General features: G+C 67.6%; 24 protein-coding genes. 18 read left to right on the top strand and 6 right to left on the bottom strand.

The genetic code is table 11. From position 1 onward, the window contains the following. Positions 1-75: 75 nt before the first annotated feature. From BCM27_RS23675 to BCM27_RS23655, 5 genes are all read left to right on the top strand, one after another. Positions 76-906 carry a hypothetical protein gene (locus BCM27_RS23675; RefSeq protein ID WP_004020390.1) on the top strand — a complete coding sequence of 277 codons (831 nt, stop codon included), beginning with the start codon at positions 76-78 and terminating at the stop codon, positions 904-906. A gap of 165 nt (positions 907-1,071) precedes the next feature. Then, the gene (locus BCM27_RS23670) at positions 1,072-1,365 is read left to right on the top strand and encodes a metal-sensitive transcriptional regulator (RefSeq protein WP_004020389.1); all 294 of its coding nucleotides are present in this window, start codon (positions 1,072-1,074) and stop codon (positions 1,363-1,365) included. Positions 1,366-1,405: 40 nt separating this feature from the next. Beyond that, positions 1,406-1,612 carry a heavy-metal-associated domain-containing protein gene (locus BCM27_RS23665; RefSeq protein ID WP_004020388.1) on the top strand — a complete coding sequence of 69 codons (207 nt, stop codon included), beginning with the start codon at positions 1,406-1,408 and terminating at the stop codon, positions 1,610-1,612. 2 nt (positions 1,613-1,614) lie between these two features. After that, the gene (locus tag BCM27_RS23660) at positions 1,615-1,800 is read left to right on the top strand and encodes a hypothetical protein (RefSeq protein WP_004020387.1); all 186 of its coding nucleotides are present in this window, start codon (positions 1,615-1,617) and stop codon (positions 1,798-1,800) included. Beyond that, complete coding sequence (locus BCM27_RS23655) at positions 1,797-4,091, top strand: heavy metal translocating P-type ATPase (RefSeq protein WP_004020386.1); 2,295 nt, start codon at positions 1,797-1,799, stop codon at positions 4,089-4,091. The genes BCM27_RS23660 and BCM27_RS23655 overlap by 4 nt, the downstream gene beginning before the upstream one ends. Before the next feature lie 80 nt (positions 4,092-4,171). Here BCM27_RS23655 and BCM27_RS23650 read toward each other — a convergent pair whose 3' ends face one another. Beyond that, positions 4,172-5,644: an FAD-binding protein gene (locus tag BCM27_RS23650; RefSeq protein ID WP_033204138.1), complete on the bottom strand. Its 1,473-nt coding sequence runs from the start codon at positions 5,642-5,644 to the stop codon at positions 4,172-4,174. Between the two features lie 140 nt (positions 5,645-5,784). Here BCM27_RS23650 and BCM27_RS23645 point away from each other — a divergent pair, with 140 nt between their 5' ends. Next, positions 5,785-7,383 (top strand): molybdopterin-dependent oxidoreductase, encoded by a 1,599-nt coding sequence (locus BCM27_RS23645; protein WP_004020384.1) that lies wholly within the window; start codon positions 5,785-5,787, stop codon positions 7,381-7,383. 28 nt (positions 7,384-7,411) lie between these two features. On the opposite strand, the gene BCM27_RS23640 is transcribed toward BCM27_RS23645, so the two are convergent. After that, positions 7,412-7,810: a VOC family protein gene (locus tag BCM27_RS23640; protein WP_004020383.1), complete on the bottom strand. Its 399-nt coding sequence runs from the start codon at positions 7,808-7,810 to the stop codon at positions 7,412-7,414. Positions 7,811-8,283: 473 nt separating this feature from the next. Here BCM27_RS23640 and BCM27_RS23635 point away from each other — a divergent pair, with 473 nt between their 5' ends. The 7 genes from BCM27_RS23635 to BCM27_RS23605 all read left to right on the top strand — a co-directional run bounded on the left by BCM27_RS23635 (position 8,284) and on the right by BCM27_RS23605 (position 15,204). Beyond that, positions 8,284-9,372: a Re/Si-specific NAD(P)(+) transhydrogenase subunit alpha gene (locus tag BCM27_RS23635; protein ID WP_004020382.1), complete on the top strand. Its 1,089-nt coding sequence runs from the start codon at positions 8,284-8,286 to the stop codon at positions 9,370-9,372. Continuing rightward, a complete protein-coding gene (locus tag BCM27_RS23630) occupies positions 9,372-9,677 on the top strand; it encodes an NAD(P) transhydrogenase subunit alpha part 2 (protein ID WP_004020381.1) in 306 nt (101 codons plus the stop codon). The genes BCM27_RS23635 and BCM27_RS23630 overlap by 1 nt, the downstream gene beginning before the upstream one ends. Positions 9,678-9,697: 20 nt before the next feature. Continuing rightward, entirely contained in the window at positions 9,698-11,224 is a 1,527-nt protein-coding gene (locus tag BCM27_RS23625) for an NAD(P)(+) transhydrogenase (Re/Si-specific) subunit beta (RefSeq protein WP_051987061.1), read from the top strand. Between the two features lie 167 nt (positions 11,225-11,391). Further along, positions 11,392-11,826, top strand: coding sequence for a nitroreductase family deazaflavin-dependent oxidoreductase (locus tag BCM27_RS23620; protein WP_004020379.1), 435 nt, complete (start codon positions 11,392-11,394; stop codon positions 11,824-11,826). Between the two features lie 279 nt (positions 11,827-12,105). Next, complete coding sequence (locus BCM27_RS23615) at positions 12,106-13,482, top strand: HNH endonuclease (protein WP_004020377.1); 1,377 nt, start codon at positions 12,106-12,108, stop codon at positions 13,480-13,482. 118 nt (positions 13,483-13,600) lie between these two features. Then, positions 13,601-14,059 carry a DoxX family protein gene (locus BCM27_RS23610; protein ID WP_004020375.1) on the top strand — a complete coding sequence of 153 codons (459 nt, stop codon included), beginning with the start codon at positions 13,601-13,603 and terminating at the stop codon, positions 14,057-14,059. 101 nt (positions 14,060-14,160) lie between these two features. Next, positions 14,161-15,204, top strand: a complete 1,044-nt coding sequence (locus BCM27_RS23605; protein ID WP_051987060.1) for a YdcF family protein — start codon at positions 14,161-14,163, stop codon at positions 15,202-15,204. A 19-nt stretch (positions 15,205-15,223) separates the two neighbouring features. Here BCM27_RS23605 and BCM27_RS23600 read toward each other — a convergent pair whose 3' ends face one another. Further along, the gene (locus BCM27_RS23600; protein WP_004020373.1) at positions 15,224-15,805 is read right to left on the bottom strand and encodes a TetR/AcrR family transcriptional regulator; all 582 of its coding nucleotides are present in this window, start codon (positions 15,803-15,805) and stop codon (positions 15,224-15,226) included. Positions 15,806-15,882: 77 nt separating this feature from the next. On the opposite strand from BCM27_RS23600, the gene BCM27_RS23595 reads away from it, so the two are divergent. After that, entirely contained in the window at positions 15,883-16,707 is an 825-nt protein-coding gene (locus BCM27_RS23595) for an alpha/beta fold hydrolase (RefSeq protein ID WP_004020372.1), read from the top strand. A 31-nt stretch (positions 16,708-16,738) separates the two neighbouring features. On the opposite strand, the gene BCM27_RS23590 is transcribed toward BCM27_RS23595, so the two are convergent. After that, positions 16,739-17,491, bottom strand: coding sequence for a metallophosphoesterase (locus tag BCM27_RS23590; protein WP_004020371.1), 753 nt, complete (start codon positions 17,489-17,491; stop codon positions 16,739-16,741). 408 nt (positions 17,492-17,899) lie between these two features. Here BCM27_RS23590 and BCM27_RS23585 point away from each other — a divergent pair, with 408 nt between their 5' ends. The 4 genes from BCM27_RS23585 to BCM27_RS23570 all read left to right on the top strand — a co-directional run bounded on the left by BCM27_RS23585 (position 17,900) and on the right by BCM27_RS23570 (position 24,234). Beyond that, positions 17,900-18,385 (top strand): MarR family winged helix-turn-helix transcriptional regulator, encoded by a 486-nt coding sequence (locus tag BCM27_RS23585; RefSeq protein WP_004020370.1) that lies wholly within the window; start codon positions 17,900-17,902, stop codon positions 18,383-18,385. A 19-nt stretch (positions 18,386-18,404) separates the two neighbouring features. Continuing rightward, on the top strand, positions 18,405-20,123 hold the full coding sequence (locus BCM27_RS23580; protein ID WP_004020369.1) for an MDR family MFS transporter: 1,719 nt from the start codon (positions 18,405-18,407) through the stop codon (positions 20,121-20,123). Continuing rightward, positions 20,120-20,857, top strand: a complete 738-nt coding sequence (locus BCM27_RS23575) for a DUF998 domain-containing protein (RefSeq protein WP_004020368.1) — start codon at positions 20,120-20,122, stop codon at positions 20,855-20,857. Before BCM27_RS23580 ends, BCM27_RS23575 begins: the two co-directional genes overlap by 4 nt. 62 nt (positions 20,858-20,919) lie before the next feature. Then, positions 20,920-24,234: an ATP-binding protein gene (locus BCM27_RS23570; RefSeq protein WP_004020367.1), complete on the top strand. Its 3,315-nt coding sequence runs from the start codon at positions 20,920-20,922 to the stop codon at positions 24,232-24,234. On the opposite strand, the gene BCM27_RS23565 is transcribed toward BCM27_RS23570, so the two are convergent. Continuing rightward, positions 24,212-24,904 (bottom strand): hemerythrin domain-containing protein, encoded by a 693-nt coding sequence (locus BCM27_RS23565; RefSeq protein WP_004020366.1) that lies wholly within the window; start codon positions 24,902-24,904, stop codon positions 24,212-24,214. The genes BCM27_RS23570 and BCM27_RS23565 overlap by 23 nt on opposite strands. Positions 24,905-25,047: 143 nt before the next feature. After that, on the bottom strand, positions 25,048-25,812 hold the full coding sequence (locus BCM27_RS23560) for a dienelactone hydrolase family protein (RefSeq protein ID WP_004020365.1): 765 nt from the start codon (positions 25,810-25,812) through the stop codon (positions 25,048-25,050). Positions 25,813-25,822: the final 10 nt, after the last annotated feature.

The raw sequence follows: 25,822 nt of genomic DNA, 5'->3' as shown, positions 1-25,822 counted from the left end.
AGACGACCGTGCGCGCCACAGTGGTGTGGTCGTGCGAAGATCTCGCGGCGATGCAAGGCATGAAGGGGAGTCCGTATGAACGGCGAGGGCTGTTGGTCGACGGTGGTGTGCCGGCCGGCCGAACGCGCGGCGCTGGGACTGTCGGGTGACTCCGATTGGTTGCTGCAGTGCAGGCTGGCGATCGGTCACCGAGGAAATCACGCCACCGATGCGAGCACGCATCCGCGGCACGACCGGCGGCTGTGGCTCGAATGGAACGACTTCGACGACCGCGCGCAGTCCCTCATCGAACGCAACCCCTGCCCGGTGCCGTCCCCGGAGGGCGCGGGCTGCGTGTTCTTCGCCGGGCACGGCGGCCCGCACTTCTATGCGCGCAGCAACGGGCACGCTCCGTCGGTGATGAGCGGCGCGGGGGCACCCGATCCCCGGACCGTTGCGCCTGATCGCGGCGTCGACCCGCTGCGTCAGTCCCCGCCGCAAGCGGGTTCGTCACGGATGGGGTCGCACCGCCTGCCCGACTCGCACCCGGCCGCGTCGCTCGCCGCGCAGTCCTCGGCGTCGGACGACCCGGAACCGAACACGTCGTATCGGGGTGGACGGCGCTCGACCAACGTCGAGCCGCAGGTCGTCGATGACTATCAGGGTCGACGTCACCGGGCCGACGGGTATGATGTCGCCTACTCACCGGACCCGGTGGACCCTGTCGACGGCCACGACCGCGGCAGCCCGGCTGTCGGCGGTCCGGGATCCCGGCCGGCCGCCGTCACGCCGGGGAACCTCCCGGCCGTATCCGGGCCCGACCACGGTGCACCGGGTTTCGACGCCGCACGAGTGGCGGCCATCGGAGCCGCACTCGACGAGGTGGCCGGCGCGCTGGCCAAGTTGGCTGCCGCGCTGCGGTCGTAGGTTGCTCCCTCGGGTTCGCTGAGCCCTTCGTGGCTCGCTGCGCTCGCACCTCAGGGAGCACAAGGCTCGCTGCGCTCGCCGATACGGTAGGGGGGTACCGTTATCGGCGCCACGGTGGTATACCTGGTCGAGCATACCCTTGAGGGGTATCCGGACGGGAGAATCATGGACGAGCACCAGCACGGTTACATCGGCCGGAAGGACGACTACCTCCGCCGACTCAAGCGCATCGAAGGTCAGGCACGCGGACTGCAGCGCATGGTCGAGGAAGACACCTACTGCATCGACATCCTCACCCAGGTGTCGGCGATGACCAAGGCGCTGCAGGCGGTGAGCCTCGGTCTGCTGGAGGAGCACATGGCCCACTGCGTGGTGCATGCCGCGCAGGAGAGCGACGAGGCCGGCAAGGCCAAGGTCGACGAGGCCATGGCCGCGATCACGCGCCTGGTCAAGTCCTGACCCACCACTCACACACTTCGACGATCCGAGGAGCACGCGCATGAGCACCACCAGCACTTACACCGTCACCGGCATGACCTGCGGCCACTGCGCAGCGTCGGTCCGTGAGGAGATCGAGGCCCTGCCCGGCGTGACGAGCGTCGAGGTGACCGTCGACGACGGCTCGGTGCGCGTGTCGGCCGATCGTGAACTCGGCCGAGACGAGGTCGCGACGGCCGTCACCGAAGCCGGCTACGTGCTGGTCTGACCATGAGATCCGCCGCCACCGGGCCCCTGGCCTACGTCGTCGCGCTGATCGCGGTCTTCGCTCTCGCGTTCGGCGTCGGCCGCGCATGGGGTCCCGACGTCGAGCCGGTGACGCACGATGCCCCCTCGCATGGCGTCGTGGTCACCGACGAACCGTCATCGAGCCCGCACGGAGGTGATCACCCATGACCGCGAGCACCGGGCAACTGGTCGACCTGGACATCTCCGGAATGACGTGCGCATCCTGCGCCAACCGGATCGAGCGCAAGCTCAACAAGCTCGACGGTGTGACCGCGTCGGTGAACTACGCGACCGAACGCGCCCACGTCGAGGTGCCTGCGGGTCTGGCGGCAGGCGACCTGGTCGAGGTGGTCCGCGCCGCCGGTTACGACGCGTCGCCGATCGTGGCGGACGCGCCTGCGTCCACCGCCGACACGGACATGGCGGACGCCGACTCCCGCGACCCCGAACTGGACGCCTTGCGCCGGCGGTTGATCGTGTCCGCGATTCTCTCGGTGCCGGTGATCGCTCTCGCGATGGTCCCGGCACTCCAGTTCACCTACTGGCAGTGGCTGTCCCTGACGCTCGCCGCTCCGGTCGTCGTGTGGGGTGCGTACCCGTTCCACCGGGCGGCCTGGATCAACCTGCGTCACGGTGCGACGACGATGGACACCCTGGTCTCCGTCGGGACCCTGGCGGCGTTCGGATGGTCGCTCTACGCGCTGTTCCTCGGGACTGCGGGCACTCCCGGCCTCACCCACGGCTTCGACCTGCTGCCGCAGCGGGCCGACGGCTCATCGCACATCTACCTCGAGGCCGCGGCCGGCGTCACGACCTTCTTGCTCGCGGGCCGCTACTTCGAGAAGCGCGCCAAGCGCCGTGCGGGGGACGCGCTCGCCGCCCTGATGGATCTCGGTGCCAAGGACGTCGTGGTTCGACGTCCCGATGGAGCCGAGTCCCGGATACCCATCGGACAGTTGACGGTCGGGGACGAGTTCGTCGTCCGGCCCGGCGAGAAGATCGCCACCGACGGCGTGGTCGTCGAGGGCGCGTCGGCGGTCGACGCGTCGATGGTGTCGGGCGAGTCGGTGCCTGTCGAGGTCACCACCGGCGACGCGGTGGTCGGCGCGACGGTCAACACGAGCGGACTCCTCGTCGTCCAGGCGACCGCCGTCGGTTCCGACACCGCACTCGCCCAGATGGCGCGTATGGTCACGGCGGCGCAGGAGGGCAAGGCCGACGTCCAGCGACTGGCCGACCGGATCTCGTCGGTGTTCGTACCGATCGTGATCGCGATATCGCTTGCCACCCTCGGCTTCTGGCTCGGCGTGGCGTCGACGACCGACTTCGCCGGTGGCGATGTGACCTTCGCGTTCACCGCCGCCGTTGCCGTCCTCATCATCGCGTGCCCGTGTGCGCTGGGGCTCGCCACACCGACTGCTCTGATGGTCGGCACCGGGCGCGGTGCGCAACTCGGGATTCTGCTGAAGGGACCCGAAGTGCTGGAGTCGACGCGACGTGTCGACACCATCGTGCTGGACAAGACGGGCACCGTCACCACCGGCGAGATGACTTTCGCCGCAATCACCGTCGTCGACGGTTACGAGACCGAGCAGGTCCTGGGCTGGGCGGCATCGGTGGAGTCGGGATCGGAACACCCGATCGCGGCGGCCATCGTCGATGCCGGGCGTGACCACATCGACTCGCGGGTCCGCGATTTCGTCTCCACGCAGGGCGCGGGCGTCGCGGGGATCGTCGGTGACCGACTGGTGACCGTCGTGTCACCGAGCAAGGTGGGCGTGGCGTTGCCAACTGCACTCGACGACGCGGTCGCTGCCGCCGAATCCGGCGGCGCAACCGCGGTCGTCGTGCTGGTCGCCGATTCCAACGCCGAAGATGCTGCCGGACAACCGGTTCCCGTGGGAGTTCTCGTGGTGGCCGATCGGGTCAAACCGTCGTCGGCCGCGGCGATCGCCGAGTTCCGGCGGCTGGGGCTGACGCCGAAGCTGCTCACCGGCGACAACGAGGGCGCCGCCCGCGCCGTGGCGTCGATCGTCGGGATCGACGACGTCACCGCCGGCGTCAGCCCGCGCCGCAAGCTGGAGGTGATCGCCGAACTGCAGGAGCAGGGACACGTGGTGGCGATGGTCGGCGACGGGATCAACGACGCCGCGGCACTCGCGCAGGCCGATCTGGGCCTCGCGATGGGCACCGGCACCGATGTCGCGATGGCCGCCAGTGACCTGACGGTCGTGAGCGGCGACCTGCGCGCGGTGGCCGACGCCATCGCCCTGGCGCGTCGAACCCTCGGCACCATCAAGGGAAACCTGTTCTGGGCGTTCGGGTACAACGTCGCGGCAATTCCGCTGGCCGCCGCCGGGCTGCTGAACCCGATGATCGCCGGCGCGGCGATGGCGCTCTCGTCGGTCTTCGTCGTCGGCAACAGCCTGCGTCTGCGCGGGTTCACACCGAAACGCTGAGCGGTATCCGCCCTCCTCGGCGCCACCGACAACTCTCCGTCGCCCGCGGGTTGCCGGAGGGCGGTTGTTAGCCGGTTACGTCACGCGCTCGTGGTCACCCGTGCCGCGGCATGGCGCCCGGCGCGTCGGCCGAAATACGACCCCTCGCCCAATTGCGTTCCACTGCAATAACCCTTGCAGTCCTGGGCGATGTTGGTCGCACTCGCGCCGGCCGCGTAGAGGCCGGTGATGACGGTGCCCGATTCGTCGAGTACCTCGCCGTCCAACGACGTCGCCATGCCGCCCATGGTGAAGCCGGCGTACATCGCCTTGCCGAGGGACAGATCGTAGGCGGCCCACGGCCCGGTGTCCTGTGGCTCGAGGAATTCGGCGGCCTTGTGGAAGTCGGGGTCTTCCTTCTTTGCGGCGTTCTCGTTGTAGCGGGCCATGGTCGCCTGCAGCTTGCCCTCGGGGATGCCGAGGTCTCGCTCCATCTCCTCGATGGTCTCCCAGCCGTCGATGAGCGGTACGAGATAGTTCTGCTTCTCGTTCATGTGCGACTCGTTCACGATGAGGTAGGCGACCGAATCCGGCTGCTCGAGAACGAATCCCGAAGTCCGTGCGTGGTAGGAGTCCTCGGTCACGAACCGCTCGCCGTACTTGTTGACGATGACGCCCATGACCATGCTCGCGGGTGGGTAGATGGGCGCGGTGATGAACGCCTTGTCCATGTACTTCAATGCGGCGCCCACGGATCGGCCCATGCGTAGGCCGAGACCGTCGTCGTAGGTGTTGCCGAGCACAAACGGCTTCTCGGCGAGATGCGGGGTGTGTTCGGCCACCATGTCGGGATTCATCACGAAGCCGCCGGCGGCGATGATCACCGAGTCCGCGCGGACGACACCTTCGGCGTCGGGCGTCTTCCACGTCACGCCGACGACCGCACCCTGCTCGTCGACGACCAGCTGGCGGGCACCGGTCTCATACCGGACCTCGGCACCCAACTCGTCGAGGCGGGTGACGAGCAGATCGATGACCAGCTTCGCGCCCCCGGTCTCCCCGGGTACCGGTACCTTGTGCCCGCGCGGTGCGGGGACGGCCTGGTCCTTGAACGGCCAGACCTTCTCGTTGCCGGTGAACATCAGTCCCTCGGTGCCGGGCTGGATGACGGCCTTCTCGGGATAGAAGCTGCGCTCGAAGGTGAAGCCGAGGCCTTCGAGCCAGTTGAAGTGGTCGACGCTGTCGGTGCAGTAGGCGTGGATCTTGTCGGCCTCGGGTTCGATCGACACGGCGGTGAGGTACTTCTCCATCTCCTCGACGGAGTCGTCCTGGCCGGTCGCCTGCTGGACCGCGGTCCCGCCGCCGAGGTAGAAGAACCCACCGGACAGCGATGTGGTGCCGCCCGGAGCCGCGGCGCGCTCGAGCAGGAGCACCCGCGCCCCGTTCGCGGCGGCCTCCGCCGCGGCGCATCCGCCGGCGATGCCGAACCCGATCACGACGACGTCGACCTCGTCGGAGAACTCGCTCACCGTATCGAGCGCGACGGTCTCCGGGATCTCGGTGCTGGTAGCCATGCCGCTCAGATTAGCCGACAAACTAGAACCTGTTCTAGTCTTGGTAACGATTGATGGTGCGGACAGATCGCCGGGTCACCGGCGGGTCTCGGAACGGGTGGCCCACGGCGTTTTCACAGGTTCCTCCGCTATCAAGAAATATGACCTCCACCACCGTGCGCCGTAGCCCGTTGCGCCGCGCCTTCTCACCGGCTCCCGCGCTGGCTGGCGTGGTCGCGGTCGGCGCGGCGCTCGCCGCGGGAGAGTTGGCCGCCGTTCCGGCCTCGCCGGACGCGTCGCCGTATTTCGCCGTGGGCTCGTCGGTCGTCGACCATTCACCCGAGGCGGTCCGCAAGTGGGCCATCGAGACGTTCGGTGTCGCCGACAAGCTCGCCCTGTTCATCGGCATGGGCATCCTCATCGCGATGCTCGCCGCAGCGTGCGGACACCTCGAACGACGACGACCCCCGCTCGGCTCGGTGGTCATCGCGGCCTTCGGGTTGGTCGGCGTGCTGGCGGCGTTGAACCGTCCGGATGCGACCTGGACGAACGCGCTGCCGTCGATCGTCGCGGGGGTCGTCGGCGTCGTCGTGCTCCGCGTGCTGATCGCCCAGTTGGGTCCCGCCTCGGTGAACTCCGACGAGGCGGACGGAGAGTCGGCCGACGACGAGCCGAAACCGGCTGCGCGGTCCGACTTCACGCGCCGCTTCGTGCTCACCGCCGGCGGCATCGCGGCTGCCGCGGTCGTTGTCGGGGTCGTGGCCCGGCGCGTGCTCGCCGACACCGCGGGCGTCGTCGCCGACCGCGCCCGGGTGCTGCTGCCGCGTGCCGCAAGCCAGGCGCCGCCGATCCCGGCCGGTGCCGAGCTCGAGGTCTCGGGCGCAACACCTTTCATGACCAGCAACGCCGACTTCTATCGAATCGACACGGCGCTGCAGGTCCCGACCCTCACCACCGGTGAATGGCGACTGCGGATCCACGGCGACGTGGATCGCGAGGTGACGCTGTCCTGGGACGACCTGCTCGCCATGCCGATGACCGAACGGATCGTGACGCTCGCGTGCGTGTCGAACGAGGTCGGTGGCGACCTCGTCGGCAATGCGACATGGCTGGGGGTGCCGATGCGTGAGGTCCTCGACCTCGCCGGCGTCCGGCCGGGCTCGGACATGCTGCTGTCCACCAGCGTCGACGGATGGACCTGTGGCACTCCGATCTCGGCGCTCACCGACGGGCGTGACGCGCTCCTCGCCGTCGGGATGAACGGTTCGCCGCTTCCCCTCGAACACGGCTACCCGGTCCGCCAGGTGGTGCCGGGGTTGTACGGGTACGTCTCGGCGACGAAATGGGTTGTCGACTGGGAGATCACGCGCTTCTCGGAGGCCAAGGCGTACTGGACGACGCGCGGATGGTCGGCCCTCGGCCCGATCAAGATGGCGTCGCGGTTCGACCGTCCGGCCGACGGCACCGAGCATCCGGCCGGCGAGGTCGTGGTCGCCGGCACCGCATGGGCCCAGCACACGGGCATCGAACGCGTGGAGGTCCGTGTCGATCAGGGGCCGTGGCAACCCGCCGAGCTGACCACGGAGTACAGCATCGACACCTGGCGACAGTGGAAGTTCGTCTGGCAGGCGACGAAGGGCAATCACACCCTCGAATGCCGGGCGATCGATCAGAAGGGGATGCCCCAGATCGAGCGTTATCAGGCGCCGGCACCGGATGGCGCCAGCGGATTGGACGACCGCACCTACACCATCGTCTGAGGCAACGCGCCGAGGCCGCGCGACCGCGTCACGCGGGCGGTGCGAAGAACTCGAGCGCGATGTTGTCGGGGTCGCGGAACGACAACCCGGAACCGTAGTGCGCGTGCCGGATTCCGCTGTGCGGGATACCCGCGGCGTCGAGCCGATCCTGCCAGGTCCGGAGTTCGTCCTGGGTACAGGCGAACCCCACGTGATCGAGTCCGACGGCCCGCTCGTCGAACCGCTGATCGGCGGCGTTTCCGGTGTGGGCGTGAAGACCGAACAACATCCCGCCGGCGAGTTCGAAGACGGTGTGATGGAAGGTGCCGCCCTCCTCGTCTTCATCCAGGACGGGTGCGCTTCCGAACAGGGTCTGATACCACGCAGAACTGTTCTCGAGGTTGCTGACGGTGATCGCGACGTGGGCGATGGCAGGAAATGTGGCCATGATCGGTTCTCCTACGAAGTCTCGGCTCTGTAAGTCATGATGCGCCGTGAGCGGACGGAAGACTGCCGAACTCCGAGGTTGACGAACGCGCTTCTCGCCGGAACGGGCGACAGTGTCTGGTGACGCCCCGAGACAGTGTTCGTGCCGCACCCCCGCGAGGACGACACCTGTACAGACAACTGTCCAGAAACGACCAAAACCGCAGCGTCAAGGGTTGAGTGAGGTATCCGACTCACCTGAGCTGCCGCTGAGAACGCATGTTATGTTCAACGCACCTTTATGTGAGCCGGGAGACAGTCATCCCTTGTCGAACCCGTGCACCTCGTGACCTGCGTCAGGTCGTCCGTTCCGCCGACACACATGGCGGAGCTGCACGATCTGGGGGCAGGTCACCTCGTTGACAAGACGCGCCGAGCACAGGCGCCAACCAACGGCGCTGCGACGAGCGGCGCCGACCAGACAGGGTGAGATAGATGACAGTGGGTGTCGTGCGCGAGACGGCCGAGGGGGAGCGCCGGGTGGCGCTGGTCCCGAAGGTCGTCGCCGCGCTGGTGGGCAAGGGTGTGCCCGTCGTGGTGGAGTCGGGGGCCGGTCTCGGCGCCCTGATCCCCGACGAGGCGTACACCGAAGCCGGTGCGACGATCGGCGATCCGTACGGGTCCGATGTGGTTCTGCGGGTGTCGCCGCCGTCGGATTCGGAGATCGGCAAGCTGCGGAGCGGACAGAAGCTGATCGGCTTCCTCGCGCCGCGGAACGCCGACAATCAGATCGGCACCCTGCGCGATGCCGGCGTGGAGGCTTACGCGGTGGAGGCCATCCCGCGTATCTCCCGCGCCCAGGTGATGGACGCGCTGAGCTCGCAGGCCAACGTCGCGGGCTACAAGTCGGTCGTGGTGGCGGCGGATGTCTCGACGCGCTTCTTCCCGATGCTGACGACCGCCGCCGGCACGGTGAAGCCGGCCACGGTGCTGGTTCTGGGTGTCGGTGTCGCGGGCCTGCAGGCGTTGGCCACGGCCAAGCGGCTCGGTGCGCGGACCACCGGCTACGACGTGCGTCCCGAGGTCGCCGAGCAGGTCCGATCGGTCGGCGCCCAATGGCTCGACCTGGGTATCGACGCGGCCGGTGAGGGCGGGTACGCCCGTGAGCTCACCGAGTCCGAGCGCGCGCAGCAGCAACAGGCGCTCGAAGACGCGATCAAGGGTTTCGACGTGGTGATCACCACCGCGCTCGTGCCGGGTCGTCCGGCGCCGCGGCTCGTGACCGCGGCTGCGGTCGAGGGCATGAAGCCGGGCAGCGTGGTCGTCGACCTCGCCGGGGAGACCGGCGGCAACTGCGAGTTGACCGAGCCGGGTCAGACCGTCGTCAAGCACGACGTGACGATCGCCGCCCCGCTGAATCTGCCGGCGACCATGCCCGAGCACGCCAGCGAGCTGTACTCGAAGAACCTGCTGGCGCTCATCGAGCTGATGCTCGACGACAACGGCTCCATCACACCGGATTTCGACGACGAGGTCATTGCGGCCGCGTGCGTCACCCGTACCGAGCAGGAGGTGTCTGCCTGATGTATGCCGGTCTTCTCGCGAACCTCGCGATCCTGGTGCTCGCCGGGTTCGTCGGCTTCGCCGTCATCTCCAAGGTCCCCAACACCCTGCACACCCCGTTGATGTCGGGCACCAACGCCATTCACGGCATCGTCGTGCTCGGCGCGCTGGTGGTCCTGGGCAAGTTGCCCGCCGACGCCGGGTGGGGTGTGCGCATCATCGCCTTCGTCGCGCTGGTGTTCGGCACGCTCAACGTGATCGGTGGCTTCGCGGTCACCGACCGCATGCTGGGCATGTTCAAGGGTAAGAAGGAGGCGGCCAAATGAACGGCTCCCCAGAAACATCTATGTCACAGCTGGTACTCGCGGCGGGTGCGCACACCCCGAGCGAGGGCGTCGCCTACCTGGTGACCGCGCTCTACATCGTCTCGTTCTCCCTGTTCATCTACGGCCTGATGGGTCTGACCGGACCCAAGACCGCGGTGCGCGGCAACTGGATCGCCGCGGTGGGTATGGGTCTGGCCGTCGCCGCGACGCTGCTCTACGTCTGGAACGAAGGGGCTGTCGGTTCCGATGGGCACTCGACCGAGGGCGTGCCCACGATCAATTGGGTGCTCATCGTCGTCGGTCTGGTTCTCGGTGTGGCTCTGGGTATCCCGCCTGCCCTGAAGACCAAGATGACGGCCATGCCGCAGCTGGTCGCGCTGTTCAACGGCGTCGGTGGTGGCACCGTGGCGCTCATCGCCTGGGCCGAGTTCATCGAGACCTCCGGGTTCTCGACCTTCCACAACGTCGAACCGGCCTCGCCGCTGGTGATCGGCTCGCTGATCGCCGCGATCATCGGTTCGGTCTCGTTCTGGGGATCGCTGGTGGCGTTCGCGAAGCTGCAGGAGATCATGCCGAAGGGGTTGGAGAAGACCTTCGTCTCCAACGCCAAGCTGTTCCAGGCCGCCAACATCGTGTTGCTCATCGTCGCACTGGGATTGGCGATCTACCTCGGCGTCGATGCTTCCAACGGCGGCGGCGCGAGTGTCTGGTGGATGGTCGCCGTGCTGGTGGCCGCCGGTGTGATGGGTCTGTTCGTGGTGTTCCCCATCGGTGGCGCGGACATGCCGGTGGTCATCTCGCTGCTCAACGCGATGACGGGTCTGTCGGCTGCCGCCGCGGGTATCGCGCTGGACAACACCGCGCTGATCGTCGCCGGCATGATCGTCGGCGCCTCGGGTTCGATCCTGACCAACCTGATGGCCAAGGCCATGAACCGGTCGATCCCGGCCATCGTGTTCGGCTCGTTCGGCGGCGGCGATGCCGCTGCCGTGGGCGGCCCCGGTGCCGAAGGCGGCACGGTCAAGGCGACCTCGGCCGCCGACGCCGCGATCCAGATGGCGTATGCCAACCAGGTCATCGTCGTCCCCGGGTACGGTCTGGCCGTGGCGCAGGCCCAGCATGCGGTCAAGGAGATGGCAAAGCTGTTGGAGGCCAAGGGAGTCGAGGTCAAGTACGCGATCCACCCGGTCGCCGGTCGCATGCCCGGTCACATGAACGTGCTGCTCGCGGAGGCCGACGTCGAATACGACTCGATGAAGGAGATGGACGACATCAACGGCGAATTCAGCCGGACCGACGTCGCCATCGTCATCGGGGCCAACGACGTCACCAACCCCGCGGCCCGCAATGATCCGAGCTCGCCGATCCACGGCATGCCGATCCTCAACGTCGACGAGGCGCGATCGACCATCGTGCTGAAGCGGTCGATGAGTTCGGGTTACGCCGGCATCGAGAACCCGCTGTTCTTCGCCGACGGCACCAGCATGCTCTTCGGCGACGCCAAGAAGAGCGTCGACAGCGTCATCGAGGAACTCAAGGCGCTCTAACGTTTTCACGTTACTCCCGAGGCCCCGGCAACCGTTCTGGTTGCCGGGGCCTCGTCGTCGCGGCGTCCGACCGTTCCGGGATCGACCGATCGAGCAGGAATCGAGAAGCCGTGGGGCCGGCCGGCGCCGTACTGTCGGCGCATCACCTGATCTCATCGGAGGAAGTCATGTCCTTGTCCCTGCGGTCACTCTCGCTCTGGTACCAGCGAAAGACCAACGAGCGCACCGTCGCCCGCATCCGGAAGAAGTCCGGATCGATGTGGGGGATGGAGATGCTCATCCTGCGCACGACCGGCAGGCGCTCTGGTCTCGTGCGTGAGACACCCCTGAGCTGGTTCGCCGACGGTGACGGCTGGCTGGTCGTCGCATCGGGTGGCGGCGACCGGAACCCGGACTGGTTCGCCAACCTGACGGCCCGTCCCGATGGCGTGTCGGTCGAGCGGCATGGGGAGGAGCCGGTGGCGGTGCGACCGGTCGTGCTCGACGCGGATGAGCGCGCGTCGGCGTGGGATCGGGTGGTCGAGGCGCAGCCGCGATACGCCAAGTATCAGAAGAAGTCATCGCGGGAGTATCCGCTCGTCAAGCTGGTTGCCTCTGCGTAGTGATCTCCGGGCCGGGATCGAGGCCGCCCGGAGCCTCGACGATGATGACGAGGCCAAACAACGATGACCCGCCATTTGGTGAAGCGCGGGTCGCGTCGTGACCGCGCGCGGCGCGGTGGACGGGGTAGCTCGCGAGTGTTCCGCGGAACACTCTGAACCTTGGATTGAGGCTCGCGGGATTGTCGGTGCCGCCCGATACCTTGGTCTTGTTCCTGTTGTTCGGACCGGGGGGTTGCGGTGGGGGTCAGCACATTTCGTGGCGGTGGGGATGTTGCGTCGATGTTCGACGGTGCGGATCCGGTGTCGTTGTCGGATGAGGTGCTCGAGGCGCGGGTGTTGGGGTATGCGGCTCAGATAACGGCGTTGACAGCGGATTTCTTTGAACTGGTGGCGGAACTGGATGAGCGGGAGTCGTGGCGGGGGCCGGGGATACATTCCCTGGCGCACTGGTTGTCGTGGAAGGCCGGCATTGCAGCGCGAACGGCGCATGAGCAGGTGAGGGTCGCCAAGGCGATACGAGAATTGCCGGTGATCCGCAAGGCGTTTCGCGAGGGTCGGCTGACATATTCGAAGGTCCGCGCCCTGACACGGGTCGCCACGCCTGAACGTGAGCCCGAGTTGGTGAATCTGGCGTTGTCGGCGACGGCGAGTCAGTTGGATCGGGCGGTACGGGCGATGGGCCAGATCGACCGCAACCGTGGCGTCGAGGAGGGGAGCCGGCCGCCGGTGGAGTCGACCGGCCGGTGGAAGTGGAACGATGACGGGTCGCTGTCGGTGTCGCTGCGGTTGAGTCCGTTGGATGGTGCGCGGTTCCTTGCTGGGACGGTGCGGGCGGAGTATGAACGCACCCGGACCTGCGATGACCCGGATCTACCGTCGGTCGAGAGTGTTCCGCGGAACACTGAACCTGATTCGGAGATGGTTCCGGCGCGGCGTCGGGATTTGTGGCGGCAGGTGCCGTCGAATGTGGCACCGGCGGTGGTGGCGATGGCCGACATGGTGCATGAAGGGATCGCGATGCCCGATCTTGCGCCGGGTGCGGAAATTCTCATTCATGCCGGTGAGGGGGTGGAGTCGGCTCATCTCGATGATGGTCCCGGGTTGTCGGAGGCCGAGATGGCTGAAGCCCGGTGCGGGGCGTCGACCCGTGAGGTGGTCAGCCGCCCGGTTCCCGGGCAGCCGGGGAAGCTGGCGCTGTTGGGGGTGGGCCGTCGGAAGCGGGCACCCAACAAGGCGTTGGTGCGGGCGTTGTTCGTGCGGGATCGGTGCTGTCAGATGCCGGGGTGCGGGCGGACGCGTCATCTGCATGCCCATCATGCGGTGTTCTGGTCGGCGGGTGGGCGGACCGATCCGGACAATCTGATCTTGTTGTGTGGGTCGTGTCATCGGGCGTTGCATCGGGGTGAGTTCTCGATCACCGCGCACGGGTTGCAGCGGTTCACGTTCCATCGCCCGGACGGTGCCGAGATCGAGGTGGCGCCACCGACTTCGAAGCCGCCGGAGTGGTTGCCAAACCCTCGTATCAGCACTGACGCGACGGTGCCGGTCGGTGGTGGCCGGATGGATCTGGGCTACACCACCGAAGTGCTCTACGCCGTCTGGGAGTGGAAGGAAAATAGGTCTTCTCACGTCGACCTGGCCAGGTCGGCGGCGTAGTCGTCGATCGTCGTCGCGCTACTTCGAAACCCAGAATGCGCGGCCCCGCGATGAGTTCTGGCGAGCAGGCGTGTCTATCCCTGCACAACACACTCGCCCGAGCCGCCAGGAGAACATCATGAGCCGCAACAGCAGCACCGAGGACACCGCCGCCCCGACGACCACGAACCCCGCGTCCGACGAGGCGCAGCCGGCCCGCCGGAACTGGCGCCGCACAACGGGAATCGTGATCAGTGTTCTGGTCGGCGCATTCCTCGCGTTCGACGTCGCAGGCAAGCTGGCCCGTCCGCAGGCGGTGATCGACGGCACGCGGGAGCTCGGCTTTCCCGCCAACCAGGCCATCGTGATGGGGGTCGTGTTGCTCGTGTGCCTGGTCGTCTACGCGATCCCGCGCACCGCCGTGCTCGGCGCGGTGGGGATCACGGCCTACCTCGGTGGCGCGGTCACGGCGAACATGCGGATCGAGGCACCGCTGTTCGACACGATCCTGTTCGCGGTCTACCTCGGCGTATTCATGTGGATCGGGTTGGTCCTGCGACGCCCGGAGCTGCTCAAGGTGGCCGGCCTGAAGCGCTGAGCTTGCCCGGCCGCAAGAGACTCCGCACCCCGTTACCGATCTGGGATCGGACGGGTGCGGGGTCGTTGTACATCCCTCGTACTGTTACGCGAGTGACTGGTGTGACCAGAGTGAAGCGCAGGAAGCTGGCGGCTGCGGCGACGATCGCGGTCGCCGCGCTCGGTGGCGTGGCGGTCGGGACGTTGCCGGCGCAGGATGCGTCGGTGGTGACGACCGCGTCCGCGATCGACCCGGCCGGTCTGTACAACGATGCTCAGTCGAAGTTCGCCGGAGGTGACGTCGCGGGTGGTCTCGAGCTGCTCCAGCAAGTCCTCACGGTGGCGCCGGCCGACGCCCATGCGCTTGCTCTACAGGCGATCTGGTCGGATCAGCTCGACGACGTCGTCGTCGGACGCTCGGCGCCGGGAGCGCAGCGAGCGGACCAAGTCCAGTCGGCACTCAACCGGCTGTCGATGATCAATCCGGCCCTGGCCACGACCGCACGCAACATCATCTCCGGTGTCGCGACCGCGGCGCAGATCGTGCCGAGTACCACGCCCCGACCGGTGTCCGGCCGCGTGGCCATCGTCGTCCTCGGGTACGGACTGAACGCGAACGGCAAGATGGCGCCGGAACTTGTCAACCGGGTGTCCGCCGGCAAGGCCCAGTCGGAGGTGACGACCGGCGCGCCCATAGTGGTGACCGGCGGGGTGCCGAAGAAGGGTGTCACCGAAGCGGCCGCGATGCGAACGTGGCTCGTGGACAACGGTGTCAGCGCGAGCCGCATTCTCACCGAGGACAAGTCGGGGTCGACCGTGGCCAATGCACAGAACACCGCCGAGATCCTGCGGGCGCAGGGCATCCGCGACATCGTGCTGATCACGTCGCCCAACCACATCCGGCGCGGGGCGGCTGACTTCGGGGCCATGGGGCTGCGTGTCGTCGGGTCGCTCACCACCGCAACGGAACTCGAGAAGTACCAGACCCCGCTGGCGAAGGCGCAGCAGACCGGCATCAGGCTGGAGGCGACCCGGACCGCCCGTATCCCGGCCACTCACGAGCCGGGGCTGCTGCCGCAGAACCTCCCGGAGACCGGCCCCGGCCTCATCCCGGAGATCGGCGGCAAGATCCTCCAGGAGCTCCTGAAGGCCGGTTCGTCGGCCTGACGCCTGATCGCGCCGGGTGTCACCCGGAACGGACCGCGGCGTGAACGGCGGCCTGCACGCCGTGCCCGGCGCTCGTGATCGGCTCGACCGACCGCAGCGTGCGGCACAGCACGAAGGCGCCTTCGAGGGCGGTGAGAGTGATCAGCGCCAGCCGACGAGCCTCCGACTCCGTGATGTCGAGCTGACCGAACCAGGCGGCGAGACCGGCCAGCCAGCTCTCGAAGACGTCGGCGGCCTCGAGGCGGAGGCGCTCGTTGGTGCTCGCGACTTCCAGCGCGATGGTCTCGATGGAACACGCCTCGCCGTAATCCTGGGCGTCGAGCAACTTTCCCGCGTTCTCGAACAGTGACGGGATACCGGAGAGAGGGTCGGTGGCGGCCAGTTGCTCGCCGACGAACTCGCCGTACCGGAGCCCCTCGCGCCGGATGACCTCGACGCTGATCGCCTCTTTGCCGCCGGGGAAGTGATGGTAGATCGATCCGAAAGGCGCCTGCGCCGCCGCCGAGATCTGTTTGAGTCCGGTGGCCGGCATTCCCTGACGGCGATACAACTCCGCGGTGGCCTCCAGGATCCGGTCGCGAGTCGTGGGGTCTGCTGCCATGACGTCTCCTCCTTGCGCATCGTGCCGTGACAGCTTATCTTCCTTCTAAGTAGAACGATCTATCTAGGAGGTGGAACGTGCCGATCGTCGACGTTCCGTCCGGGTCCATCGCCTACGAGGACACCGGGGGTGACGGACCGGTCGTAGTGTTCGGCCATGGTCTGCTGATGGACGGCAGGCAGTGGCGCAAGGTGATTCCGCTCCTGGCCGGTTTCCGGTGCATCACTCCGACGCTTCCGATGGGTGCGCACACGCAGCCGATGAACGATGACGCCGACCTCACCGAGACGGGAATGGCGGGCATCCTCGCCGACTTCCTCGACGCGCTGGGCCTCGACGACGTGACGCTCGTGCTGAACGATTGGGGCGGCGGACAGTTCGCGATCGCCCAAGGTCGGGACAAGCGCATCGGCAAACTGATGCTGGTCTCGTGCACCGCCTTCGACAACTATCCGCCTGCGCCCGCGCGTCCGGCGGCGCTGTTGTGCCGGGTACCGGGCGGCGGATGGATTCTCACCAGGATGCTGGGCACGTGGTTCTTCCGGCACAGCACGCGCGCATACGGGGCTCTGACAAAGTCGGGCATACCGGATTCGCTCTTCGACGAGTGGTTCCGGCCGGCCGTGGAGAACGCGGCGATCCGGCGCGATCTGGTGAAGTTCGCGGTCGGCGCCCCCTCTCGCCGCCGCCTGCTCGAATTGTCGGACACGCTCGCACGATTCGACCGGCCGGTACTCGTGGTCTGGGCCAGGGAAGACCGGATGATGCCGCTGGAGCATGCCGATCGGCTCGTCGACCTGTTTCCCGATGCGTCGAAGGTCGTCGTCGACGACTCGTGGACGCTGATCCCCGAGGATCAGCCGGAGACGATGGCCGATCTGGTGCGCGGGTTCGCGGGGTGATGACGCGCCGGCACGTCGCGGCCGCCGGGGGTCAGAACATCACCGACCGGAAGTGGGTGACGAACCGCTCCTCGTCATAGAGGTGGAACGCGATACCCGGCGGCTGACCGCGATTCACCACTTCGCGTCCTTCGAACGGGAGGTTCAGTGTCGACGACACGCCCGGTGCGACGCAGAGCGGACGGTCGGCGAATGTGGTCACCGCCGGGGTGTGCGCGTGTCCGCACAGGAACGCGACGATGTTCGGGTGTTCTCCGACCAGGTCGGCGAGGCGGCCCTCGTCACGCTGCCGGATGGAGTCCATGAAGGGCATGAGCAGGTCGACCGGCGGATGGTGAAAAGCGATGAACACCGGGGTGTCCGCGGTCGTGGCGTCGAGTCGCTCCGACAGCCAGGCGATCGTCGCGTCGTCGAGACGGCCGTCGTTGCGTCCCGGTATCGAACTGTCGCACATCAGGAAGAGCACGTCGGAGCCGTCGCGTCCGCGCACCGTCCGCGCGTGATTGATCGGGCCGGAGGTCTCGGTGCCGATGAGAGCCGCGCTGAACGGCTCGCGGACGTCGTGGTTGCCGGCGGTGATGAGCATCGGCAGCGGACTCTCGAGTACCCCGTGGGCCTCGCGGTACTCGCTGGCCGCACCCTCGTCGGCGATGTCGCCGGTGACCAGCAGGACGTCGATGCCGGCGGCACGAGCATTGATGTAGCCCAGTGCCGCCTGGATGCGGGCCCGATTGAACCGCGTCCCGTTGAAATGCAGGTCGCTGATGTGGGCGACAACGAACACGAAGAGCTCCTGTCACGGTTCTGACTCCCACGAGGCTAACCGCACGCACAGTCCGACGACGCATCGCCTCGGGGCCGGGAGGCGCAACGCACTTCCGTGCCGTCGCTGTGGTTCAGCCCGCTCCCACTCGTCGACGCGGGTAACGTACGGCGATCCGGGAACGACATCGAAAGTGAGTCGCCGACCTGCCAACCCCCGACCCGGCAGGTCGGCGATTCACTCTCTCCGGCAGGTGACGAAGTCCGGTGCGGTGGGCGCCGCGTCCGTTGATTCCCGCGCCTCTACCAGGTGGTATCCCGAGCCGGTTGCATTCTTCCTTCGTCGCGCGCACACTTGCGCACGACAACTAGTTGCACAGCGCAACTAATTGCAAAGGGAAAGTAAAGAGGGAATCCGGAGGTGGCGACGATGCCGGTTCTCGATCAGCAGGCGATCGACGACCTGTTCGAGACCTTGCTGCGGTTTGTACGCATCCGTGAACGGGCGGTCCACACCACCTTCCGAACACGAGACGGCGAGTTCGAGGCGGCGGCGTTCAAGGCGCTGTTCCCTCTGGCCCGACGGTCGATGCGATCCCGCGAACTCGCCGAGGCGATGAACGCCGATCCGTCGACGGTGAGTCGCCATGTGGCTCTACTGGTGGACCACGAACTGATCCGTCGAGAGGCGGACCCCGACGACGGACGTGCCACCCTCCTCGTCATCACCGATGCGGGCCGGGACCGCGTCCTGGCGATGCGCGAGATGCGGCGATCCGCGATGGCCGGCGTCATGGCGGACTGGACCGACGATGAACTCCACACCCTGGTAGGGCTTCTCGGTCGGTTCGTCGACGCTGCCGACTCGGCCCTCAACCCGGCGTGCTCAGCCCGCAAGCCGGACGCGGACGCGTGAAACCCGTGAAAGGACGACAATGACAGACTCCTCGGCGACCCCCGAAACGGTCGTCCCCGAAACGGTGGCCCACGAAGAGGTCGCCGGGGCCGGACTGACCCATCGCCAGATCCTGACCATCCTGGCCGGACTCATGATGGGCATGTTCCTGGCTGCTCTCGACCAGACCATCGTGTCGACCGCGATCCGGACCATCGCCGACGACCTGCAGGGTTACGACATGCAGGCGTGGGTGACCACGGCCTACCTCGTCACCGCGACGATCGTGACGCCCCTGTACGGCAAGCTGTCCGACCTCTACGGTCGCAAACCGTTCTTCCTGCTGGCGATCTCGATCTTCATCGTCGGTTCGTTGCTGTGCACGATCGCCACGTCGATGTACGAGCTGGCCGCGTTCCGCGCATTCCAGGGACTCGGTGCGGGCGGTCTGATGACCCTCGCGCTGACCACGATCGGCGACATCGTGCCGCCCCGCGAACGCGCCAAGTACCAGGGTTACTTTCTTGCCGTGTTCGGCACCTCGAGTGTCCTCGGCCCGGTCCTCGGCGGTCTGTTCGCCGGTCAGGAGACCATCCTCTGGGTGTCGGGCTGGCGCTGGGTGTTCCTCGTGAACGTGCCGATCGGGCTCGTCGCACTGTTCGTCGTCTACAAGGTGCTCAACTACGACCAGCAGAAGGGCGTCGGTGGGCGCACCGACTACTGGGGCGCGACAGCGCTGGCCGTCGCGGTGGCGCCGCTGCTCATCGTCGCCGAACAGGGCCGCGAGTGGGGCTGGAGCTCCGGGCTGGCGATTCTGTGCTACGGCATCGGCGTCGTCGGTATCGCGGCGTTCATCTGGATCGAGCACACGATGGGCGACGACGCGCTGATCCCGTTGCGGGTGTTCAAGAACGTGGTCTTCAGTCAGGGCATCGTCGTCTCGGTCATCATCGGCGCCGTCATGTTCGGCGGGATCTCCATGCTGCCGCAGTACTTCCAGGTCCTCCGCGGATCGAGCCCGATGATCGCCGGTCTCCAGATGCTGCCGATGGTGCTCGGACTCATGACCGGTTCGATCCTGTCGGGCCAGCTGATCTCCCGCACCGGTCGGTACAAGATCTTCACGATCATCGGCGCGGTGCTGATCACCACCGGCACCTTCCTGCTGCACCTGGTCGGTACCGAGACCCCGGTCTACCTGGTCATGCTGATGGCGGCGTTGCTCGGCTTCGGCCTCGGCAATCTGATGCAGCCGATCACTCTTGCGATGCAGAACATCCTGCCGCCCAAGGACATGGGGCTCTCGACCGGCACCGCCACCTTCTTCCGCCAGATCGGCGGAACGCTCGGTGTCGCTGTCTTCTTCTCGCTGCTGTTCTCGTTCATGGGGCCGAACATCAAGGACGAGATGGTGTCGGCGGCCGCGCAGCCCGAGTATCGGGCGGCGGTCGTGGAGGCCGCGCAGAGTTCCGACCCGCAGGTCAGCGCATTCGGACAGTCGCTCATCGCGGCCGCTCAGAACCCCGGCGCCGCATCGGGATCGTCGGACAGCGTCATGAGCGACACCTCGATCATCGAGAAGCTGCCGACCGAGCTCGCACAGCCCATCAAGGAGGGCTTCGCCGATTCCATGGACCGGGTGTTTCTGGCGGTGTCGATCATCTCGTTGCTGGCCATCATCGGCACGGTCACCTGGAAGGAGCTCCCGCTGCGCCAGGGACGGCCGATCGGTGCACCGGAGTCGACGCCTGCCTCGTGAGGAGATCGGTCGCCGGCATCCTGATCGTCGTTTCGGGCCTCTGCTATTCGTCGTGGGTGATGGAGTTCGGGTGGGCGGATTCGCTGGACCCGATGCGCAGCTTCCTCAGCGAGCTCGACGCCGCGAACCGTCCCCACCGGGACATCTACGTGGTCGGGGACGTCACCACCGGGATCTGCGCATTGGTCGCGGCACTGCTGTTGCTCGTCCCGCACCGGACCTTTCGGGGTCGGACGGCGACCACCGCCGTTCTCGCCCTGGCGGTTTTCGGCGCGGCGACCATCGCCGACGCCCTGCTCCCGATCGAGTGCATTCCGGGAGTCGACGCCGGGTGCCCGCGCGAGCCGAGCGGGCTGCTCCCGCAACTGCACCACATCCATGCGCTGACCAGTACGGTCGCGGTGTTCGCCATCTTCACGGTGATGGTCGCCGCCGGCGTCTCGGCGCTGCTCAGCACCTCTTCCGGGGGCACCGTCTGGCCGGTCCTCCGGCGGATCGGGAACACGGTGCTCGTCGTCGTCGCGCTCGCCACGGTGTGGATGCTGGTCGCCGACAACCTGTCCGGCGACTTCCGGCTCGGACTCGCCCAGCGCATCCAGGTCGGCGGTATGAGCGTGTGGTTGATGCTCTGGGGGTGGGCGGTGCTCAGCTCGCGCGACGGGGGACGATCGACGGATCGCCACACGCCGATTGCCCACCGAGCCGTTCCAGCGGATGGAAGTGGCGGCCGGTGAGCGACACGCGATATCGGTCGCGGCGATAGTCTGTCGTCGACGGCGAGAGAATCGGGTGGTGTATGGCGGTTCGGGACGGGCATCCGGCCGGTGATGCCGCTTCGGCGCTGCGCATCTCGGTGCTGGGCCCCATCTCCTGCGAACTCGATTCCGAAGTGGTCGATCTCGGCCCGCGTCGACAACGTGCCGTCCTGGCCCGGCTCGTGGCCGGTCGCGGACGGGTGGTGTCCACGGATCGGTTGATCGACGACCTCTGGAACGGCGAACCACCGCCCAAGGCCCTGGCGGGCCTCCAGGTGCAGGTGTCCAACCTGCGACGCGTCATCGAACCGTCCCGCCCACCCCGCGCTCCGGCCACCGTGCTGGTCAGCGAACAGCCGGGATACGCACTACGGCTCCCACGATCGGGTGTCGACGTCTGGGAGTTCGAGGCCCTCGTCACCGTCGGCGACGCCGAGGATCCCGCGTCGAGACTCGACGAACTGGACGGCGCGTTGCGGATGTGGCGCGGGGATCCCTATGGCGCATGTTCGGCCGAGAGTTGGGCACAGCCCGAAGTCGCCCGCCTGCAGGACGTGCGCCGGTCGGCGGTCGAGCAATGGGCATCACTGGCGGTCGACCACGGACGTGCGGCGGAGGTCGCGCAGGTGCTGGCAGCGGAGTGCGACGACCAACCGGCCCGCGAAGAGTACTTCCGACTGCTCTCGCTGGCTCAGTACCGACTGGGACGGCAGGCGGACGCCCTGGCAACGCTGCGTCGGCTGCGGTCATATCTCGCCGACGAACTCGGAGTGGATCCCGGACCGCCGATCCAGCAACTCGAACGCGACATCCTCCAGCAGGCGCCCACTCTGACGGCACCGGTGGCGCCGGCCGTGCCGGAACCGCCGAAACCGCCGAGCGTGCTGCCCGTCTCCGCGGCGGTGGGTCGTCGCGAACCCGCCGGACGGGAGCACGAACTCGCGACCCTCCTCGGTCATGCCGAGAACGCGGTGAGCGCATCCGGTCTGCGAGTGGTGTGGCTCAGCGCGGAGGCCGGCGGCGGCAAGAGCACGTGTGCGGACTCTCTCGTCGCCCGTCTCGGCGCCACCGGGTGGGGCGGGGCGATCGGACACTGCCCCGAGGTCGACGGTGCCCCGACAGCCTGGGCATGGCGAGAAATTCTGCAGCAGATCGGAACTCGCGGGGAACCGACACCGGTCGAGACGCTGGACAGTTCGTTCGACATCGCCCGGCGGGTGATGGAAGCCTGCGGTTCACAAGCCGGGGCGCGAGGCATCGTCCTGGTCCTCGACGACGCACACCGCGCCGACGGCGCCACGCTCCAGGTACTTCGACAACTGGTGACCTGGATGGCCCGGTCCCCGGTACTCGTGCTGGTCACGTACCGGGCGTCGGAAGCCGGTGTCGACCTGCTGGCGACCACGGCATCCCTCGCCGCGGTGACTGCCGACCACATCGAGTTGAAGGGTCTGTCGGACAACGGTATCCGCGAGCTCGCGGCGTCGGTGGGACTGGAATCCGTGGACACCCCACTGCTCGAGCTGTTGCGCACGAGGACCGACGGCAACCCGCTGTTCGTGCGCGAACTCGCCAAGCTGGTCGCATCTCGCGGGTTCTCGGCTGCTGCCGCCGCGATCCCCCGTGGCGTCACCAGCGTCCTGATGCAGCGGATCGAACGGCTTCCCGCCGAGGTGGCGACCGTCTTGCGTCTCGCCGCGCTCTTCGGGCGCAGCGCACCCATCGACGGCGTACTCACGTTGTGGAACAGGAACACCGACGAATCCGCCGAGGAACTCGTCCTCGACGCGATCGACACGGCCGTCGCCGCCGGACTGTTGACCGCTGACGTCGACACGGTCCACTTCAACCACGTTCTCGTGCGAGACGCCGTGTACGACAGCATCCCCACGCTGCGAAAGCGTCGATCGCACTGGCAGATCGTGAAGTATCTCGAACAGACCCGTGGCGTCGACCCGGACGAGCTGGCGCACCACGCGGCGCTCGGCGCCGTCCCGGACACGATCGAGCGCGCGCTCGAGTTGGTGACCGTCGCGGCCTCGGCGAGGTTCGCCACCGAATTCACGGCGGACTCGGCAGACCTGTGGCGCTCCGCAGTACGTCTGCACGAGATGGCCGGACACGCCGCGTCGGCCGCCGACGAGGCCGGCCGGTCTGCGTTCGTCCTCGCGTTGACGCACCTGGTGACGGCACTGGCGTTCCGCGGCGACGACACCGCTGAGGCCCGTGCACGCCGCGGTCAGGCCCTCGCGGTCGCGCGAGAGCTGAATGACGACGACCTGGTGATGTCCGCGCTCACGTGCTGGCGGGCGCCGGTCATCTGGACGACGCGCCGCCAACGGATCGCCGACACGGACTTGATCGCGGCGATGACGGTCGCGCTGGGTCGCGCCACGGGTGCGGACCGCGTGTACCTGTTGGTGTCACTGGTCTTCGAAATCGAAGGCATCGATGACCGTCGCGCCATCGAACTCGCCGCGCAGGCCGTGGCAGCCGCAGCCGACCACGAGGACCCCGAGGTCCGTTGCGCTGCCTGGAATGCGCGTGTGTACACCGCGCTGGGTCCTGACCTCAGCGCGCAGCTCCCGGAATTCGCCGACGAGTTCGACCGTGTGGCAGGTGAATCCGGAGTGCTCGCCTATCAGGCTGCCGCGCACTTCTTCTCATTTCTCGCGCGTGCGGCGCGGGTGGATCTCCCCGGCGCCGTCGCGCAGGTACAACAGGGCCTGCGGTCGGCCTCGAGTGGGCGTGCCGGTGAACTCGTCGTCGTCTTGTCGGCGTTCTCGGCGGTACTGGAGGTGCTGGGCGGCGACATCGACCAGGCGGAGCGTGAGTACCGCGACCTCACCGCCCGGCTACAGGCCGCCGGCGCGGTGAACTCGGCAGAGATCGGTCTGGTCGGCGAGATGGTGATCGGCTGGTTCCGCGGCTCGCTCGCTCATCTCACCGGACCTCTCGCCGCGATCGACGAGGTGGCTCCGAAGATGATCTCCTGGGTGTACGTCGTCGCACTGCTGGACGCCGGTCAGCCCGATCAGGCGCGTCGCGTCGCTCGCGCCGCGCCGCCGATCAGCCGCGATTTCTACTGGACCGCGATGTCGGTCTTCCACGCGCGCGCCCTCGTCCGGCTCGAGATGACCGAGGCCGCTCGCGTGTTGTACACCGAACTGCGGCCGTGGTCGGGGACCGTTGCCGGCCTGAACTCGGGATCTGTCGCATTCGGCCCCATGGACGTGGTGCTCGCCGAACTCGCCGATCTCCTCGGCGACACGGACGCGGCGGCTGCCCACCGTCGTACGGCCGAGGAGGTGCAGGCCACCGTACGAGCCGGCCTCATCGAGCTGGGCCGGCGATGAGGGCCTCCCGCTTGTCGAAGCTGCGAACGAGCAGGGCGAGCATGGCCCGGATGACCGGACCCGCCTCGCTCTTCATCTTCGCCAGCTCCCGCTCATCTGCATGCCGCATCATCCTCGGGACCTCGAATCTCATGCTCGCGCCGGCCCGGGCCGCTTTCTCCACCCGATCCCAATCGGCCACGCTCACATAGCGATCGACGATCGGGAACACGACTCGCTCCTCGTCGGCGATGTGCTCGCCGAGCAGCTGGTGAACGTCGTCGAGTGTCGCCGCCAGGTCGGTCGCCGCCACGCCGAGGCGGTCGGGTTTCGCGGCTGAGAACGCGGCGGTGCGCGCCTGCAGTGTCGCGAGAAACGCCTCGAGTTGGGTGTGATCGTCTTCCAGGTCATGGACGTCGACGGCGGCACCGGCGGATGCGGTGAGGATGGGCCACACCACCTCGTCCTCGATGGTGTGGTGATGATGGATGGACGCGCACAGCTGATCGAGATAGCCCGCGATGGCGTCGCGACGACGACCATCACACGGCTCACCACCGCCGATCCGGCCGAGGATCTCGGCGAAGCGGCGTGTGTCGTGGAGCATGCCCCGGTGGGCGATCTTCATGCCGGTGAGATCGGGTGTGCTGGACGCGGTGATGTCGGTGCGGGAGGTGGGGCGGCTGGTCATGGGTGGCTCCTGAAGGCTCGCGGTGGCTGACTACGGCCACTGTGCGCCGCCCGACTTACACCCGACTTGTAGTCGCCTTGCGGGCATCGCGCCGATCCCCACGAGGACACGGTCGGACCGCCACCACCCGGAGCGGGACCGACTCACCCCGACAGCGTCCGCCGGAACAGGCCTTCGAGTTCGGCGAAGTGATGTTCGGCGGCCTCGTGGTGATACGCCGCCAGGTCGGACATCGTATAACCGTGTGGTGCATCGGGATAGACGGTCGCCGAGTGGGCAATACCCCCGGCGGTCAGCGCGTGCTCGAACTGGGCCACCGCCGTGGCGGGTAGCGATCGGTCCTTGTCGGCGTGGATCGCGAGGACGAAGGCATCGATGCCGAGGAGATGCAGATGCGGGCTGTCGTGGTCGTCGGTGACGAGCCCGCCGGTGTGGAACATGCCGACCGCGGCCACGTCGTCGGGTCGGGCGGCGGCGATGGTGAGCGCGAACCGACCGCCCATGCAGTACCCGGTGACACCCACCGGGCCGGGCGCGACATTCGGCAGGGCCTGTAGCGCATCGAGATAGGCGACGAGATCGGGGCGTACCGCGTCAGGCGTGAGTGTCCTGGCCCGCGGCATCGCGGATCGAAAGAACGCGGCCCGCGCTTCGGGCAGCAGGAGATCTTCGGTCGGTGCCCATTCCGTGGCGGAACCGTACCGATGGAACAGGTGCGGAACCAGGACGACGTATCCCCACGACGCGATGCGGTCGGCCATGGCCTCGATCCGTGGCCGCAGCCCGATCATGTCGGTGAAGAACAGGACACCCGGCAGTGGAGAATCGGATGGCCGCGAATCCGGCCGTGTCACATAGGCTTCGGTGTCGCCCTCGGCGGCGGCGATGGTGATCGTCTCACCGGTCATGGGTGTCGCT

The sequence above is a fragment of the Gordonia terrae genome, from assembly GCF_001698225.1.
In the GTDB taxonomy this organism is placed as follows: domain Bacteria; phylum Actinomycetota; class Actinomycetes; order Mycobacteriales; family Mycobacteriaceae; genus Gordonia; species Gordonia terrae.
Note: the sequence above shows the minus strand (reverse complement) of the source record. Positions and strands in the feature narration are given on the sequence as shown.